The 17,128-nt window shown below is 68.9% G+C and carries 13 protein-coding genes and 1 pseudogene; 8 read left to right on the forward strand and 6 right to left on the reverse strand.

The features are described from left to right. Nucleotides 1-5 precede the first annotated feature (5 nt). Nucleotides 6-1,040 (forward strand): LacI family DNA-binding transcriptional regulator, encoded by a 1,035-nt coding sequence (locus ACXJJ9_RS09975; RefSeq protein ID WP_457097037.1) that lies wholly within the window; start codon nt 6-8, stop codon nt 1,038-1,040. A 28-nt stretch (nt 1,041-1,068) separates the two neighbouring features. On the opposite strand, the gene eda is transcribed toward ACXJJ9_RS09975, so the two are convergent. The 4 genes and pseudogenes from eda to zwf all read right to left on the reverse strand — a co-directional run bounded on the left by eda (nt 1,069) and on the right by zwf (nt 5,874). Next, entirely contained in the window at nt 1,069-1,695 is a 627-nt protein-coding gene (gene eda / locus ACXJJ9_RS09980; protein ID WP_457097038.1) for a bifunctional 4-hydroxy-2-oxoglutarate aldolase/2-dehydro-3-deoxy-phosphogluconate aldolase, read from the reverse strand. 41 nt (nt 1,696-1,736) lie between these two features. Then, nucleotides 1,737-3,557 (reverse strand): phosphogluconate dehydratase, encoded by a 1,821-nt coding sequence (edd, locus tag ACXJJ9_RS09985; RefSeq protein WP_457097208.1) that lies wholly within the window; start codon nt 3,555-3,557, stop codon nt 1,737-1,739. 126 nt (nt 3,558-3,683) lie between these two features. Beyond that, nucleotides 3,684-4,394, reverse strand: a pseudogene (gene pgl, locus ACXJJ9_RS09990) (6-phosphogluconolactonase); the annotation flags it as partial. Further along, entirely contained in the window at nt 4,363-5,874 is a 1,512-nt protein-coding gene (zwf, locus tag ACXJJ9_RS09995; protein WP_457097039.1) for a glucose-6-phosphate dehydrogenase, read from the reverse strand. The pseudogene pgl and the gene zwf, both read right to left, overlap by 32 nt. A gap of 106 nt (nt 5,875-5,980) precedes the next feature. Here zwf and ACXJJ9_RS10000 point away from each other — a divergent pair, with 106 nt between their 5' ends. The 4 genes from ACXJJ9_RS10000 to ACXJJ9_RS10015 all read left to right on the forward strand — a co-directional run bounded on the left by ACXJJ9_RS10000 (nt 5,981) and on the right by ACXJJ9_RS10015 (nt 12,941). After that, the gene (locus tag ACXJJ9_RS10000; protein ID WP_457097040.1) at nt 5,981-6,724 is read left to right on the forward strand and encodes a GntR family transcriptional regulator; all 744 of its coding nucleotides are present in this window, start codon (nt 5,981-5,983) and stop codon (nt 6,722-6,724) included. A 59-nt stretch (nt 6,725-6,783) separates the two neighbouring features. Next, entirely contained in the window at nt 6,784-7,818 is a 1,035-nt protein-coding gene (locus tag ACXJJ9_RS10005) for an SIS domain-containing protein (RefSeq protein ID WP_457097209.1), read from the forward strand. Nucleotides 7,819-7,822: 4 nt separating this feature from the next. Further along, complete coding sequence (gene nagA / locus ACXJJ9_RS10010) at nt 7,823-8,968, forward strand: N-acetylglucosamine-6-phosphate deacetylase (protein WP_457097041.1); 1,146 nt, start codon at nt 7,823-7,825, stop codon at nt 8,966-8,968. Between the two features lie 262 nt (nt 8,969-9,230). Beyond that, nucleotides 9,231-12,941, forward strand: coding sequence for an indolepyruvate ferredoxin oxidoreductase family protein (locus ACXJJ9_RS10015; RefSeq protein WP_457097042.1), 3,711 nt, complete (start codon nt 9,231-9,233; stop codon nt 12,939-12,941). A gap of 70 nt (nt 12,942-13,011) precedes the next feature. On the opposite strand, the gene ACXJJ9_RS10020 is transcribed toward ACXJJ9_RS10015, so the two are convergent. Together ACXJJ9_RS10020 and ACXJJ9_RS10025 are read right to left on the reverse strand one after the other, a co-directional pair. Continuing rightward, complete coding sequence (locus ACXJJ9_RS10020; RefSeq protein WP_457097043.1) at nt 13,012-13,611, reverse strand: DUF938 domain-containing protein; 600 nt, start codon at nt 13,609-13,611, stop codon at nt 13,012-13,014. A 41-nt stretch (nt 13,612-13,652) separates the two neighbouring features. Continuing rightward, entirely contained in the window at nt 13,653-13,862 is a 210-nt protein-coding gene (locus ACXJJ9_RS10025) for a hypothetical protein (protein WP_310054800.1), read from the reverse strand. Between the two features lie 190 nt (nt 13,863-14,052). Here ACXJJ9_RS10025 and ACXJJ9_RS10030 point away from each other — a divergent pair, with 190 nt between their 5' ends. From ACXJJ9_RS10030 to ACXJJ9_RS10040, 3 genes are all read left to right on the forward strand, one after another. Next, nucleotides 14,053-15,471, forward strand: a complete 1,419-nt coding sequence (locus ACXJJ9_RS10030) for an MBOAT family O-acyltransferase (protein WP_457097044.1) — start codon at nt 14,053-14,055, stop codon at nt 15,469-15,471. A 1-nt stretch (nt 15,472) separates the two neighbouring features. Further along, on the forward strand, nt 15,473-16,654 hold the full coding sequence (locus ACXJJ9_RS10035) for a hypothetical protein (protein WP_457097045.1): 1,182 nt from the start codon (nt 15,473-15,475) through the stop codon (nt 16,652-16,654). A gap of 84 nt (nt 16,655-16,738) precedes the next feature. Beyond that, the gene (locus ACXJJ9_RS10040; RefSeq protein ID WP_457097046.1) at nt 16,739-17,098 is read left to right on the forward strand and encodes an I78 family peptidase inhibitor; all 360 of its coding nucleotides are present in this window, start codon (nt 16,739-16,741) and stop codon (nt 17,096-17,098) included. Nucleotides 17,099-17,128 lie beyond the last annotated feature (30 nt).

Below are 17,128 nucleotides of genomic sequence, written 5' to 3' on the forward strand. Positions count from 1 at the left end.
CTTCGTTGCGCAGACCCACCATCAAGGACGTAGCCGAGCGCGCCCAGGTATCGCTCAAGACCGTTTCGCGCGTCATCAACGACGAGCCCAGCGTGCAGGCGCGCACGCGCGAACGCGTGCAGGAGGCCATCGCCGGACTCGGCTACCAGCCTGACCCTTCTGCGCGCAGCCTGCGCAGCGCGCAGTCGTATGCGATCGGCCTGATCTACGACAACCCGAATCCGTACTACGTGATCGCGATGCAGAACGGCGTGCTGGCGGTCTGCCGCGAAACCGGCTACGGCCTGCAGATCCACCCCTGCGACTCGTCGTCGCCCAAGCTCGCCAGCGAAATCATCCGCCTGGTGCAGCACGCGCGCCTGGCGGGCCTGGTGCTGGCACCGCCGATGTCGGAACGGCAGGAACTGGTCGACGAACTGATCGCGAACGGCATCCGCCTGGTGCGAGTCGTCTCGGCCGCCGCCGACCCGCAGGACGGCAGCGCGTGCATCTATGTCGATGACCGCGACGCCGCCTATGAAATCACCGAACACCTGATCCAGCTTGGCCACAGCCGCATCGGGTTCCTGTGGGGCGGCAAGTCGCACGGCTCCTCATGGGAGCGGCACAAAGGCTACAAAGAAGCGCTGCATGACTACGGCATCGCGCTGGACGAGTCGCTGGTGGTCGAGGGCGATTACTCCTTCGACGACGGTTTCCGCGGGGCGCGCCGGCTGTTGGCGCTGCCCGACCGGCCGACTGCGATCTTCGGCAGCAACGACGAGATCGCCGCGGGCGTACTCGCCGCAGCCAAATCCAGTGGCATGAACGTGCCCTATGACCTGTCTATCGCCGGCTTCGAAGACAGCCCGTTCTCCAAGCAGAGCTGGCCGGCCCTGACCACCGCGAAGCAGGCCACCGAGGAAATCGCCCAGCACGCCGCACGGCGCCTGCTGCAGGAGATCCAGGACCGGCCGCGCAAGGCCCTGTCCAACGAAGGCTTCAGCCCGCAGCTGATCGTGCGCGGATCGACCGCGCCGCCGCGGCCGAAGGCACGCTGACCCCAGTTCCGATCGGCATTCCCCGGTTTCAGACGCGCAATTGCGCGGCCGCGTGCGCCAGCCGCTCGATCGCTGCCCAGTCCCGGACGGCGATGAGGCCGGGCGGCGTCAGCCAGGAGCCGCCGACGCAGGCGACGTTCGGAGACGACAGATACTCGCGCGCATTGCCGGCATCAATGCCTCCGGTGGCGCAGAAACGCACCTCGGACAACGGACCGTGCAGGGAGCGCAGCGCGGCAACACCGCCCGCGGACGCGGCGGGGAAGAACTTCTGGTAGCGGAAGCCGTGCTCGGCCAGGAGCATGGCTTCGCTGGCCGTGCCCGCGCCCGGCAACCACGGCAGCGCGCGTTCGCGTGCCGCTGCAAGCAGGGTGGGCGTCGATCCCGGCGATACGGCGAAGCGCGCGCCGGCCTTTTCGGCAGCGTCCAGATCCTGCGGTGTACGCACGGTGCCGACACCGACGATGGCGCCCTCGACTTCGCTGGCAATTGCACGCACCGCATCGAGCGCGTCGCGCGTGCGCAGGGTGATCTCAATCGTGGGTACTCCGCCGGCGACCAGGGCACGCGCCAGTGCGACGGCGGTCCCGGCATCGTCGATCACGACCACGGGAATGACCGGTGCGGCGTGGAGCACGGATTCAAGGAATTCCATGTGTGGTTCCCAGGTTTGCCGACACGGGTTCGTCGGCGGGTTCATGCGCAATGGAAGATGCCGCCGCCGGCATCGGCCGCGTTTGCGCGGTCGCGGAACAGGGCGAACAGTTCGCGCCCCATGCCCTGCTGGCTCGCGGACAGATCGGCGGGTGCGGCCTCGCGCGTTAGCCACTCACGGTCATCGACGCGCACGTCGAGCGTGCCGGCGTCCGCATCCAGGCGCACCACATCACCGTCGCGCAGCTTCGCGATCGCGCCGCCGCTGGCCGCTTCGGGACTGACATGGATCGCCGCCGGCACCTGGCCCGATGCGCCCGACATGCGGCCATCGGTCACCAGCGCCACGCGATGGCCCTTCTTTTGCAGCACCGACAGCAGCGGCGTGAGCGCGTGCAGTTCGGGCATGCCGTTGGCGCGGGGCCCCTGGAAACGCACCACGACGACGACATCGCGGTCGAGTTCGCCGTTGTCGAACGCACGCTGCACTTCGTCCTGCCGCGCGAACACGCGACAGGGCGCCTCGATGACGAAGCGGTCTTCGGGGACCGCAGAGACCTTGATCGCGGCGGTCCCCAGCGGTCCGCGCAGCACGCGCACGCCGCCGTCGACGCGGAACGGCGCGGCGACCGGGCGCAGGACGGAGAGGTCTTCGCTGCGCCCGGTCGCCGGCACGTATTGCACGCCCTGGCTTGCATCGTTGCGGGCCTCGACGCGATAGCGCGACAGGCCGCGACCCGCGATGGTTTCGACGTCTTCATGCAGCAGGCCGGCATCGAGCAGTTCGCCGATCACGAACGCGATGCCACCGGCGGCGTGGAAGTGGTTCACGTCGGCGCTGCCGTTGGGATACACGCGCGCCAGCAGGGGCACCACGTGCGACAGCGCCTCGATGTCGTCCAGGCGCAGCTCGATCCCGGCCGCCGCGGCAATGGCGATCAGGTGCAGCAGGTGATTGGTCGATCCGCCGGTCGCATGCAGGCCGACGACGCCATTGACGATCGCGCATTCGTCGATCACGCGGCCAACCGGGCGATAGTCATCGCCGAGGGCGGTGATCGCCGCCGCACGACGCGTGGCCTCTGCGGTGAGCGCATCGCGCAATCGCGACTCCGGCGCGATGAAACTGGCGCCTGGCAGGTGCAGGCCCATCAGCTCCATCAGCATCTGGTTGGAATTGGCGGTGCCGTAGAAGGTGCAGGTGCCGGGACCGTGGTAACTCTGCGCTTCGGCTTCCAGCAACTCTTCGCGCGTCGCCCTGCCTTCCGCGTATCGCTGGCGCACACGTGACTTCTCGTCGTTGGGCAGGCCCGAGGACATCGGTCCGGCCGGCACGAACACCGCTGGCAGGTGGCCGAAACTCAAGGCGCCGATCAGCAGGCCCGGCACGATCTTGTCGCACACGCCTAGGTACAGCGCGGCGTCGAACATGTCGTGCGACAGCGCTATCGCGGTCGACAACGCGATCACCTCGCGCGAGAACAGCGACAGCTCCATGCCTTCGCGCCGCTGCGTCACGCCATCGCACATCGCCGGCACGCCGCCGGCCACCTGCGCGGTCGCGCCGACGCTGCGCGCGGCGTTGCGGATCAGGAAGGGAAAGCGCTCGAACGGCTGGTGCGCGGACAGCATGTCGTTGTAGGCACTGACGATGCCAAGGTTCGGCGCGGCGCCCGTGCGCAGCGCGGCCTTGTCATCGGGCGCGCAGGCGGCGAAGCCGTGCGCCAGGTTGCCGCAGGACAGCTCGCGTCGATGCGGCCCGTTTCCGGCGGCGGCCTCGATGCGCGCCAGGTAGGCGCTGCGCCGTTCGCGGCTGCGTTCGACGATGCGCGCGGTGACCTCGGCAACCACCGGATGCACCATGTCAGGCCGCTCCCTGCTGCGCAGCGCGTCGGATGCGGATCTCTCGCCCGTGGCACCGTCGTTGCCGCGTGCGGCCGCCACATCCGGACACCAGAAGACCCGTGGCGGCACCGGCGCCTGCGCCATGAAGGCGCGGATCGGCAGGCGGCTGCGCGGATCCTCGATCGCCGTTTCCAGGACGCGGCGCTTGCTGTCGCCTTCGATGTGCAGGTACAGCGACGGCGCGGTGAAGATCGCGCTCAGGGTCAGCGACATGCGCGGCTCGGGCGCGGCGCTGCTGCGCACGGCGAGCACCGGTGCGCGCCCGCCCGCTTGCAGGCCGATGTCGCGGCGCGGCAGGTCGGGGAACAGCGAAGCGAAGTGGCCATCCACACCCATGCCCAGCACGGCGACATCGAGCGGCAATCCACGCAGTGCGACCTGCGTCAGCACGGCCTGCAACGCGCACTCGGGCGTGGCCACCGGGCGGAACAGCGACAGCAGGTTCGCCGCGGCCGCCGCGTTCTGCAGCAAGTGCTCGCGTAGCAGGCGTTCGTTGGAACGCCGGTGCAGTGGTGGCAGCCAGCGCTCGTCGACCGGCAGCACCTGCACGCGCGACCACTCCAGCGCCTCGCGCGAGAGCGCCTGCAGGAAGCGCAGCGGCGTGGTGCCGCCGGACAGAGCCAGCTTCGCTTCACCGCGTTGTTCGAGCGCGGAACGCAGGTCGTCGGCGACGCAGCGTGCGAGCGCGGACGCCAGTGCATCGCCGTCGCCATGGCGGCGTTCGTCGAATGCGGGGCGCACCGGCGCGATCACCGCCAGGTGCTCACGCTGCATCTTCATGCCAGGTCCTGCCATCGCGTTCGATCAGGGCCACCGCGGCGCTTGGGCCCCAGGTGCCGGCGGTGTAGGGCTTGGGCGCGTCATTGCCGGTTTCCCATGCGGCACGGATCGGATCGATCCATTTCCACGCGGCTTCGACCTCGTCCCGGCGCATGAACAACATCGGGTTGCCGCGCACCACGTCCATCAGCAGGCGTTCGTAGGCGTCGGCCTGGCGGCCACCGAAAGTCTCGGCGAAGCTCAGGTCCATCGGCACGTGGCGCAGGCGCAGGCCGCCGGGACCCGGCACCTTGTTCATCAGCCACATCGTCACGCTCTCGTCGGGCTGCAGGCGCAACACGAGGCGATTGGGCGCGAGTTCGCTCACGCCTTCGAAGATCGAATGCGGCACGGGTCGGAAGGTCACTACGATTTCCGACACGCGCGCAGGCAGGCGCTTGCCCGTGCGCAGGTAGAACGGCACGCCGGCCCAGCGCCAGCTGCGCACTTCCGCCTTCAGGGCGACGAAGGTTTCGGTGCGCGAACTGCGGCCGAGCTCTTCGGCGTAGCCGCGGACCGCGCGGCCTTCGGCGGCGCCGTCGCGGTACTGGCCGCGCACGACCAGCTGCGCCGCGTTGCCCGCGTCGATCGGGCGCAGCGCCCGCAGCACCTTCAGCTTCTCGTCGCGGATCGCGTCGGCATCGAGCGAGGTTGGCGGCTCCATCGCCACCAGGCACAGCAGCTGCAGCAGGTGGTTCTGCACCATGTCGCGCAGCGCACCGGCGCGGTCGTAGTACGGCGCGCGGCCTTCCACGCCGATGGTCTCGCCGACGGTGATCTGCACGTGGTCGATGTGTTGCGCGCGCCACAGCGGCTCGAACAGCGCGTTGCCAAAGCGCAGCGCGGTGAGGTTCTGCACCGTTTCCTTGCCCAGGTAGTGGTCGATGCGGAAGATCTGCCGTTCGGCAAACACACGGCCGAGCGCGTCGTTGGTCGCGTCGGCGCTGGCGCTGTCGGTGCCGATCGGCTTTTCCACCACCACGCGGGCGTCCGCATCGATCAGGTCCCACGCCGCCAGCCGGTTCGCGGCCTGCGCGAACAGATCCGGCGCCACCGCGAGATAGAACACGCGCACGCGCCGCTCGCGGCGCATGGCCTGCGCGAACTCTTCCCAGCCGGCATCGCCGGCCAGGTCCAGGCGCTGGTAGGACAACAGCTCGAGGAAACCTGCCAGCGCGGCGCCGCCGGGATTGTCCGCGTCGTCGTGTTGCATCGAAGCGGCGAGCGCCGCGCGGACCTGTTCCCGGTAGTCCGCGTCGCTGCGGACGTCGCGGGCGACGCCGACGATGCGCGTGCCGTCCACGATCTGCCCATCGCGGTAGCGATGGAACAAGGCCGGCAACAGCTTGCGCAGGGCAAGGTCGCCGGAGCCGCCGAAGATCACCAGGTCAAACGATGGGAGGGGAGACGAGTGAGCCGGGTGGGCAACGGAGCCGACGGGTACGACGGGGGTCATGGGGCAGGTCCAGTGGCAGTGGGGGCACACTACCACTGTTGATACCAGTTGCATACCACTAGCCGGAATAATTGCCCTTATGGTCTGCAACTGGTATTGTTTGAGCATGGAGAGCTATCTGGTCAGCGAGTTCCAGCGTCAAGCCGAGACCCGTCGGGCGCCGGCCTACCAGCACCTGCGCCGGACCCTGCAGCACGCGATCGAGAACGGTGAATTCACCCCGGGCCAGGCCCTGCCGGGCGAGCGCGAACTGGGCAAGCTGCTGGCCTTGTCCCGCGTCACCGTGCGCAAGGCCCTCGCCGGCCTGGTCGCGGACGGCCTGCTGGTGCAGCGCCACGGCGCGGGCACGTTCGTCGCCGAGCGCATCGTCAAATCGTTTTCCAAGCTGACCAGCTTCACCGACGACCTGCGCGCGCGCGGACTGGACCCCAAGTCGGTGTTCCTCGAACGCGGTGTCGGCGAAGTGACGCCCGAGGAAGCCATGGCGCTCAACCTCTCGCCCGGCGCCCAGGTCGTGCGCTACTACCGTTTGCGCACCGCCGGCGACCAGCCGTTGGCCCTGGAGCGCACGGCGGTGCCGCAGTCCGTACTCGCCGATCCCGCGATGGTCGGCAATTCCCTGTACGAGGCCTTCGCCGCGTGCGGCATCCGCCCAGCGCGCGCGCTGCAACGCCTACGCGCCATCGCCTTCGATGCCGAACAGGCACGGCTAATGCAATTGCCCGAAGGCAGCCCTGGTCTTTTCATCGAACGCCGCACCTTCCTCGACGACGGGCGCGTGGTCGAGTTCACCCGTTCCTTCTATCGCGGCGACGCCTACGACTTCGTCGCCGAACTGCACACGGAATAAGCCCTGCGTGCGTCATCGTCGCCGCGATGACGACCCCTGCAATCACCGGACGGCACGCCATGATCGACCCCACGACCACCAAGATGTACGCCGAAGCGGCCGAGGCCGCCGACGCCGTTGAGCGCCAGTTCGCTGCCAACGCCGGCGTGATCGACGCGCTGGTGGCGCGCCTGAAGCAGGCGCCGCCGCGCTTCATCGTCACCTGCGCGCGCGGCAGTTCCGACCACGCCGCGACCTACGGCAAATACCTGTTCGAAACCACGCTCGGCCTGGTGACGGCGTCGGCCTCGCCCTCGGTGGGCTCGGTCTACGCCGTGCAGCCGCAACTGGACGGCGCGCTGTTCGTGGTGATCTCGCAATCGGGCAAGAGCCCGGACCTGCTGCGCAACGCCGAGATCGCCAAGGCCGCCGGCGCGATAGTAGTGGCCCTGGTCAACGTCGCCGATTCGCCGCTGGCACGCCTCGCCGACACCGTCATTCCGTTGCGTGCCGGCCCCGAGAACAGCGTGGCCGCGACCAAGAGCTACCTGTGTTCGCTCGCCGCCCTGCTGCAATTGGCGGCGCGCTGGAGCGGCGATGCCGCGCTGCTCGCCGCCATCGAGGAATTGCCCGAAGCGATGCGCGCGGCGTGGCGGCAGGACTGGTCATCGCTGGTGTCGGGTCTGCGCCTGGCCCAGAACCTGTTCGTGCTCGGGCGCGGACTTGGCCTGGCCGCCGCGCAGGAAGCCGCGCTGAAGTTCAAGGAAACCTGCGGCCTGCATGCCGAGGCATTTTCTTCGGCCGAGGTGAAGCACGGACCGATGGCCCTCGTCGGGCCGGATTTCCCGGTACTGGCCTTCGCCCAGGACGACGATACCGGCGCCAGCACGGCGGCCATCGCCAGCGAATTCCGCGCGCGCGGTGCGCCGGTGTGGCTGGCGCTGCCGGGCGCACAGGGTGCCGGCGTGCTGCCATTGCCGGCACCGCGGCATCCGGCCTGCACCCCGCTGCTGACCGTGCAGGCGTTCTATGGCGCGGTCAACGCCCTCGCCGTGGCGCGCGGGCACAATCCCGATGTGCCGCCGCACCTCAACAAGGTCACCGAGACCGTCTGACGCCATGACCGCGCCGCATCCCCCGCTGGTTTTTCGCAACGGCCACGTGCTCACCGAACGCGGCTTCGAGCGCGACGTCAGCGTGGTGGTGGAGGACGGCCACATCGTCGCGGTCCTGCACGGCGAAGCGGCACGCGGCACGCAGGCGATCGACCTGGACGGCGGCTATCTCGTCCCCGGCTTCATCGACACGCAGGTCAATGGCGGCGGCGATGTGCTGTTCAACGATGCGCCGGACGTCGATGGCCTGCGCCGCATTGCCGCCGCGCATCGCCGCTTCGGCACCACCGGCCTGATGCCGACGCTGATCAGCGACGACGTCGCGGTGATGCGCCGCGCGATCGACGCCGCGCGCGAGGCGATCGCGCAGGGCGTGCCCGGCATTCTCGGCATCCATCTCGAAGGGCCGTACCTGGCCGAAGCGCGCAAGGGCGTGCACGACCCGCACAAGTTCCACACCCCCGACGCGGCCGAGCTGGACCTGGTGGCATCGCTTGGCGTCGGCCGCACGATGGTGACGCTGGCGCCGGAGCGCTTCAGCGCCGAGACCCTGCGTGCGCTCACGGCGCGCGGCGTGGTCGTCTGCGCCGGCCACACCGCGGCGAGCTATGAACAGCTGCGCGATGCGTTCGCTGCTGGCGTGCGCGGCGTGACCCATTTGTTCAATGCGATGACGCCGTTGCAGAGCCGCGATCCCGGTGCCGTCGGCGCCGCGCTGGAAGATGCGGACAGCTGGTGCGGCCTGATCGTCGACGGCTACCACGTGCACGATGCCGCCCTGCGCGTCGCCATCGCGGCCAAGCCGGTCGGCAAGCTGATGCTGGTGACCGACGCGATGCCGCCGGTCGGCGGCGAACGCGAGGACTTCATCCTGTACGGCGTGGCGATGACCTGCCGCGGCGGCAAATGCACCACCGCCGACGGCACCCTCGCCGGCTCGGCGCTCGACATGGCCAGCGCGGTGCGCAACACCGTGGAGCGCGTGGGCCTGCCTTTGGCCGAGGCCTGCCGCATGGCCTCGACCTACCCGGCCGATTTCCTGGGCCTGGGCGGAGAACTGGGCCGGATCGCCCCGGGTTACCGCGCCGACCTGGTGCTGCTGGACCCGGAATTGCGTGTCCGGGGCAGTTGGATCGCCGGTCAAGGCTGAGGGCTCACCCCTTCCCCCGCTTTCACCCCTTCCCCCGCGTGCGGGGGAAGGTCGGGATGGCAGTGAAGCTTCCCAGCGCCCCTCCCCCTCCCCAGCCCTCCCCCGCACGCGGGGAGGGAGCTCAAGGGCCAGGGCGCGCGGCGCGGGCTATAATTCCGAGTCTTTGCTCGGGACTTTGCTCGCGGCCATCCGGTCGTGAGGCGCAGTGCCGGGCGCCCCCCAGCCACACCCGCGGCCCCGGCCGCGTGCACGAGCCACGCCCATGACCAGCACCGCCGAACTCAGCTCGCCGTCCTCGGCGAACACCTCGCTCACCAACAGCGTGGTCGACCCGGACTACACCCTCGAGCACAAGTACAGCCGCGTCGAAGGCCGCATCTACCTCTCCGGCGTCCAGGCGCTGGTGCGCCTGCCGCTGATGCAGCGCCTGCGCGACCAGGCCGCGGGCCTCAACACCGGCGGCTTCATCTCCGGCTACCGTGGCTCGCCGCTGGGCGGCTTCGACATGGAGCTGTGGCGCGCGCGCAAGCACCTGGAGGCGTCGGGCGTGAAGTTCACCCCGGGCCTCAACGAAGACCTGGGCGCGACCATGGTCTGGGGCACGCAGCAGACCAACCTGTTCCCCGGCGCCAAGGTCGATGGCGTCTACGGCATGTGGTACGGCAAGGGTCCCGGCGTGGACCGCTGCGGCGACGTGTTCAAGCACGCCAACGCCGCCGGCACCGGCAGGTTTGGCGGCGTGCTCGCGCTCGCGGCCGACGACCACAACTGCCGCAGCTCCACGTTGCCGCACGGCTCCGAACACGAATTCGTCAGCGCGATGATGCCGGTGCTCAACCCGGCCGGCGTGCAGGACATCCTCGACATGGGCCTGGTCGGCTGGGCGATGTCGCGCTTCACCGGCCGCTGGGTCGGTTTCAAGACCATCGCCGAAACCGTCGAATCCTCGGCCTCGGTCGACGTCAATCCGCTCGCGCTCGACATCGTCATCCCGACCGATTTCGAGCTGCCCGAAGGCGGCCTCAACATCCGCTGGCCGGATCCGCCGCTGAACCAGGAAATGCGCCTGCACCAGTACGCGGTGAAGGCCGCGCAGGCCTTCGCCCGCGCCAACCGCATCGACCGCCTCGTCATCGATTCGCCGAACGCACGCCTGGGCATCATCACCACCGGCAAGTCCTACCTCGACGTGCTGCAGGCGCTGGAATACCTCGGCCTCGATGCGCGCGCCTGCGCCGACCTCGGCATCCGCGTCTACAAGGTCGGCATGACCTGGCCGCTGGAGCCGGTGGGCCTGCGCAACTTCGCGCGCGGCCTGCAGGACATCGTCGTCGTCGAGGAGAAGCACGCCTTCATCGAGAGCCAGATGAAGGAGTCGATGTACAACTGGGACGGTGGCCAGCGCCCGTCGATCGTCGGCAAGTACGACGAGAGCGGCGAATGGATCCTGCCCTCGACCGGCGAACTCACGCCCGCGCGCATCGCCGGCGTCATCGCCAAGCGCATCCAGCGTTTCCACAACAGCGAGCACATGGAGAACGTGCTGCGCTGGATGGCCGAGAAGGAATCCGAACTCGCCCTGCCGCGCGCGCAATTCCCGCGCGTGCCGCACTACTGCTCGGGCTGCCCGCACAACACCTCGACCGTGGTGCCGGAAGGTTCGCGCGCGCTCGGCGGCATCGGCTGCCATTACATGGTCACCTGGATGGACCGCAACACCGACACCTTCACGCACATGGGCGGCGAAGGCGTGACGTGGGCGGGCCAGGCGGCGTTCACCGAAACCCCGCACGTGTTCCAGAACCTCGGCGACGGTACCTACTTCCATTCCGGTTCGCTGGCGATCCGCCAGTCGATCGCCGCCGGCGTCAACATCACCTACAAGATCCTCTACAACGACGCGGTCGCGATGACCGGTGGCCAGCCTGTCGACGGCACGCTGTCGGTGCCGCAGATCGCGCACCAGGTGCGCAGCGAAGGCGTCGACACGATCGTGCTGTTGTCCGACGACATCGCCAAGTGGAACAAGCGCGAGATCTTCCCCTCCGGCGTGGAGTTCCATGACCGCAAGGAACTCGATGCGGTGCAGAAGCGCCTGCGCGAAGTGAAGGGCACCTCGGTGCTGATCTTCGACCAGACCTGCGCGACCGAAAAGCGCCGCCGCCGCAAGCGCGGCAAGATGGTCGATCCGCAGAAGCGCGTGATGGTCAACAGCCTGGTGTGCGAAGGCTGCGGCGACTGTGGCAAGAAGTCGTTCTGCGTGTCGGTGCTGCCGAAGGAAACCGAGTTCGGCCGCAAGCGCGAGATCGACCAGTCCAACTGCAACAAGGACTACAGCTGCGTCAACGGCTTCTGCCCGAGCTTCGTCACCGTCGAAGGCGGCGGTTTGAAGAAGAAGAAGGCGTCTTCGGCCAAGGATCGCCTCAACGCGCTGCCGCTGCCGACGCTGCCGTCGCTCGACCAGCCCTGGAACATCCTGCTCACCGGCGTGGGCGGTACCGGCGTGGTCACCATCGGCGCGCTGCTGGGCATGGCCGGGCACCTGGAGGGCAAGGGCTCGACCGTGCTCGACCAGACCGGCCTGGCGCAGAAGGGTGGCGCGGTCACCACCCACATCCGCATCGCCAAGACGCCGGCCGACATCCACGCCGTGCGCATCGCCGCGGGCGAAGCCGACCTCGTGCTCGGCTGCGACATGGTGGTGGTGAACGACTACTGGGTGCTGTCGAAGATCCGCACCGGCCGCAGCAACGTCGTGCTCAACAGTTACGAGGCGATGCCGGGCACCTTCACCACGCGTCCGGACATGCAGTTCCCGGCGACCGACATCGTGTCCGCGATCAGCAAGGCGCTGGGCAACGGCGAGCAGGCGGCGGACCGGCTGCACATCGTCGATGCCACCCAGCTGGCGACCGCGCTGCTCGGCGATGCGATCGCAACCAACCTGTTCATCCTCGGCTACGCCTGGCAGCAGGGCCTGGTGCCGATCGCATTGGATTCGCTGATGCGCGCGGTCGAACTCAACGGCGCCGCGATCGAGATGAACAAGACCGCATTCGGCTGGGGCCGTCTCGCCGCGATCGACCCCAAGGCCGTGGCCGAAGCCGCCGGCCTGATCCGCAATGCACCGACCGCCGCCGAAGCCACGCCGCACGAACTGCCGATGCTCAAGGCCGGTGCGTGGGAAGGCAACGAATGGGGCGCGACCTCCGCGCCGCGCGCCACGCGCACGGAAGACGAGCTGCGCCACGTGCCGGAGCACGGCACCGACGGCGACAACATCGCTTTCCTGCCACTCGACGACGCGCGCCTGTCGCGTTCGCTCGACGAACTGATCACGCGCCGCGTCGGCTTCCTCACCGATTACCAGGATGCGGCCTACGCCAAGCGCTACAGCGACTTCGTCACCAAGGTACGCGAAGCCGAGACCTCGAAGGTCGCCGGTTCCACCGACCTCACCGAAGCCGTCGCGCGTTACGCCTTCAAGCTGATGGCGTACAAGGACGAGTACGAAGTCGCGCGCCTGTACACCAGCGGCGACTTCCAGAAGAAGCTGGAGCAGCAGTTCGACGGCGACTACAAGCTCAAGTTCCACCTCGCCCCGCCGCTGCTGGCGAAGAAGGACGCGCAGGGCCACCTGATCAAGCAGGAATTCGGCCCGTGGGTGTTCACCGCGTTCAAGTGGCTGGCGAAGCTGCGCTTCCTGCGCGGCGGTGCGTTCGACATCTTCGGCCGCACCGAGGAACGCAAGATGGAGCGCCAGCTGATCGTCGACTACTTCGCCACGATCGACGGCCTGCTCGGTACGCTCGACCGCGGCAACGTCGACCTCGCCGCCGAGATCGCCTCGATTCCGGAACACATCCGCGGCTACGGCCACGTCAAGGAAGAGCACCTGCACAAGGCCAAGGAACGCGAAGCCGAACTGCTGAAGGAATGGCGCAATCCGCTGCGGATCGTAAAGGTCGCCTGATCCGGCCCCACGCACTTTCCACGGCTTGTGCAGAACCCCGCTCCGGCGGGGTTCTGCGTTTGCGGCGTCGCTAGCGGCGCCAGACCAGGGTGCGGTTGTTCGCGGGCATGGCGATGTCGGCCACCCGCTCCAGGCCGATGCCGCGGGCGAGCGCATCCACCGATTCGAAGTCGCGGATGCCCGAGCGCGGATCGCGGGTCCGCAGCCACTCATCGAACTCGCGGTTGCTGGCGCTGGTGTAGGCACCGCGGTAGTTGAACGGGCCATACACCGCGAGCACGCCGCCCTGCGGCGCGTGCTGCAGGATCTGGCCGACGCCGGCGAAGAAGGTCTCGACTTCCGGCCACGCCATGATGTGCAGGGTGTTCGCGCTGAATACCGCGTCGAAGGATTGCTGCGGCCAGGCCCCGCGCACGTCGAGCTCGAGCGGCGGCGGCGTGTTGGCCAGCTGTGCCCCGTCCAGCCACAGGCTTATGCCGGGCAGCTGCTCGGCGACATCCGAGCATTGCCAGGTGAGCCACGGCATCGCCGCGGCGAAGTACACCGCGTGCTGGCCGGTGCCGCTGCCCACTTCCAGCACGCGCTGGCAATCGGCGAAATGCGTACGCAACACGTCCAGGATCGGATCGCGATTGCGTTCGCAGGCGGGGGCGTGCGGTTTGCCGGACATGGTCAGGCATCACCCGTTCGGGTGGTGGGCGCGGGGGTCCATTACACCCGCCTGCCGCTTTCCTGCATCAACTGGTCGAACTGCTCCCAGCGCAGGCGGCGTTTATAGACCTTGTTGGCCGGGCGCCATTCCACCGCGCCTTTGGACACCAGCAGGGTGCCGAAGCGCACCCCGTCGCGCTCGACCACGAACTCGATGTCCTCGCGGCCGAGTGCGCGCTGCGGGACGTTGAAGGTGACCGTGTGCGCCATGGCGTACCCCAGGCTGCGACGCCACGCGCCGCGATCCGGGCAATCTAACGCGACCTCCCGTTCACGCCGCGTGGCGGCGCCATCGGCGGCCAGTCAGGCACGGACCGGCCGGACCGTGACCGTTCCCGGGTTCCACTTGCGTTGATGAGTCCCGTAGCGGCCGCGACGGCCGGCGGCGGCGGTGCGAGCCATGGTTTTCAACTCCCTCACCTTCGCGGTGTTCTTCGCCTGCGTCCTGCTGCTGCACAACCTGCCGCTGGGCTGGACGACGAAGAAGGTCAACCTGCTGCTCGCCAGCTATCTGTTCTACGCCGCGTGGAACCCGCCGTTCGTGGTGCTGTTGTGGATCTCCACGGTGGTCGACTGGTGGGCGGCGAAGAAGCTGGCGAACGCGGAGAACCCGCATGCGCGACGCGCGTGGATGCTGCTGTCGCTGGTGGTGAACCTGGGGATGCTCGGCTACTTCAAGTACGGTGGGTTCCTGTTGGCGAATTTCGCCGCGCTGCTGCAATCGGCAGGCATCGCCTACCAGCCGCCCAGCCTCGACATCGTGCTGCCGGTCGGCATCTCCTTCTACACGTTCGCGACGCTGTCCTACACGCTGGACGTCTACCTGCGCCGCGCGCATCCGGCGCGCAGCGGCCTCGACTACGCGCTGTTCGTGACCTTCTTCCCGCACCTGGTCGCCGGGCCGATCATGCGCCCGACCGAACTGGTGCCGCAGTTCGAACAACCGCATCGCGCCAGCGCGCAGCAGCTCGGCTTCGGCCTGGCACTGATGACCCTGGGCCTGTTCCAGAAGGTCGTGCTGGCCGACGGTTTCCTCGCGCCGGCCGCGGAAGCGGTGTATTCGACCCGGGCCGCCGCACCCGGCGCGCTCGATGCGTGGATGGGCACGCTTGCCTTCAGCGGACAGATCTTCTGCGACTTCGCCGGCTATTCCACTACCGCTATAGGCATCGCGATGTGCCTGGGTTTCGCGATGCCGGACAACTTCCGCTTTCCTTATGCGGCGGTCGGCTTCTCCGACTTCTGGCGGCGCTGGCACATCACCCTGTCGGCGTGGCTGCGCGATTACCTGTACATCCCGCTGGGCGGCAACCGCCATGGCGAGGCGCGCACGTATTGCGCGCTGATGGCGACGATGCTGCTGGGCGGGCTGTGGCATGGCGCCAGCTGGACCTTCGTCGTGTGGGGCGGACTGCACGGCCTGTACCTCGCAGGCGAGCGCGCGTTGCGTGCGCGCTTCACCGGCTACACCCCCTCGCCGCTCGCGTTCTTCGGTCTCGGCCTGCTCACCTGGGCCCTGGTCAACATCACCTGGGTGTTCTTCCGCGCCAAGACCTTCGCGCAGGCGTGGCAGGTGCTGCGTGGCATGTTCGGCGGCAACGGCGGCGCGCAGCCGATCCTCGCCACCGCACAACTGACCGTGGTGGCGCTGATCGTCAGCGGCATCGTGCTCGCGCACTGGCTGATGCGCAGCCAGACGCTCGAGGCGATGCTGGCGCGGCGGCATCCGCTGCCGCTGGCGGCGGCATTGGGCCTGATGGCATTCGCGGTCGTGGCCGCGCAAGGGGCAGGCAATGCCTTCATCTATTTCCAGTTCTGACATGGCGCTGACGGCACCGATGTCCGCCGAAGGCGTCGCGCGTCCGACGCAGTTCGAGCGCCCCGGCTTCGTGCGACTCACCGCGTCCGACCGTCCGGGTGTCGCGCAGCCGGTGCCGGTACGCGACATTCCGCCGCAGCCGTGGGGCCGGATCCTGCTCGGTGCGCTGGCGCTGTTCCTGCTGCTGATGACCGCGTGGGAACTGTACTGGCGCGACTTCGGCGCCACCCCGGGCTACCGCAACAGCAACGGTGCGTGGGCGGAGCAGCGCCGCCGCATCGATGCCGGCGAAGGCGGCAAGACCGTGCTGATCGGTTCCTCGCGCGTGCTGTTCGACGTGCAGTTGCCGGTGTGGGAACGCATGACCGGCGAACGCCCGATCCAGCTCGCGCTCGAGGGCACTTCGCCGGTGCCGGTGCTGGAAGACCTCGCCAGCGATCCGCACTTCACCGGCCGGCTGGTGGTCGGCGTGGCGCCCGACCTGTTCTTCAGCGGCTTCGCCTACCGCGGCGAGGCGATCGCGCACTACCACCGCCAGGGGCCGTCGCAGCGCAGCGGCCACTGGCTGTCCAAGCACCTGCTCGAACCGTATTTCGCTTTCTACGATCCGGACTTCGCCCTGCCGACGGTGGTGATGCGCCAGGACTGGCCGCTGCGTCCGGGGATGCGCAAGGACACGCGCGTGCGCAAGCTGATGACGCAGGACGCCGACCGCAACACACACATCTGGCGCAAGGTCGAAGTCGATCCGCAGTACCGCGCGCTCGCGCGCAGCATCTGGGCCGAACACTTCGCCGGCCCGCCGCCACCGAACATGGATACCCCGGCCAAGGCACGCGCCGTGGCGACGGAACAGATCGGGCGCGCCGCGAAGGCCGTCGCGACGCTGCGCCGGCGCGGCGTGCCGGTGGTGTTCGTGCGGCCGCCCAGCAACGGCGCGTATTACGCCTTCGAACAGAAGGCACTGCCGCGCGCGAATACCTGGGCGCCGCTGCTGCAGCGCACGGGTGCCCCGGGGATCCACTTCGAGGATTACCGGCAACTGCAGGGTTACGAGCTGCCGGAGTGGTCGCATCTCACCGCGGCCGACGCGGCCCGCTTCACCGCGGCGCTGGTGCCGCTGGTGGAACACGAACTGCAGGCGCAGGCGCATGGCACCGCACCGGCACCGGCGGGGCCGTAGCTCGGCACCACGCCGCGACGCGGGTTGACCGGCAGCACACGCGCGGGCTGCCACACTGCGGCCTCCTTCCCCGGGATGTCCGCCATGCCACGCCGCCTGCTGGTCCTGACTGCGCCCATGCTGCTCGCGTTGGGTGCCTGCACCACCACCCGATCCGCCGCCGACGTCGACGCGGACACGACTGCCGCCGCCGCCACTGCGACGACCACGGGCAACACCGCCGCCACGCCCCCGATGCAGCCCGGATGCAACGCCGAAGCCGCACGCAGCGTGGTCGGCCAGATGGCCACCGCCGAGACGGTGGAGCAGGCCCGCAGCGCCGCGGGGGCCGAGATCGCACGCACGCTCAAGCCCGGCCAGGTGGTGACCATGGAATACAACGCCAGCCGCTTGAACATCGACGTCGATGCCGGCAACACGATCAGCAATGTCCGCTGCGGGTGACGCTTAGCGTCCAAATCGGCGGCGGGCCAG

This window comes from Lysobacter sp. P5_B9 (genome assembly GCF_054049835.1).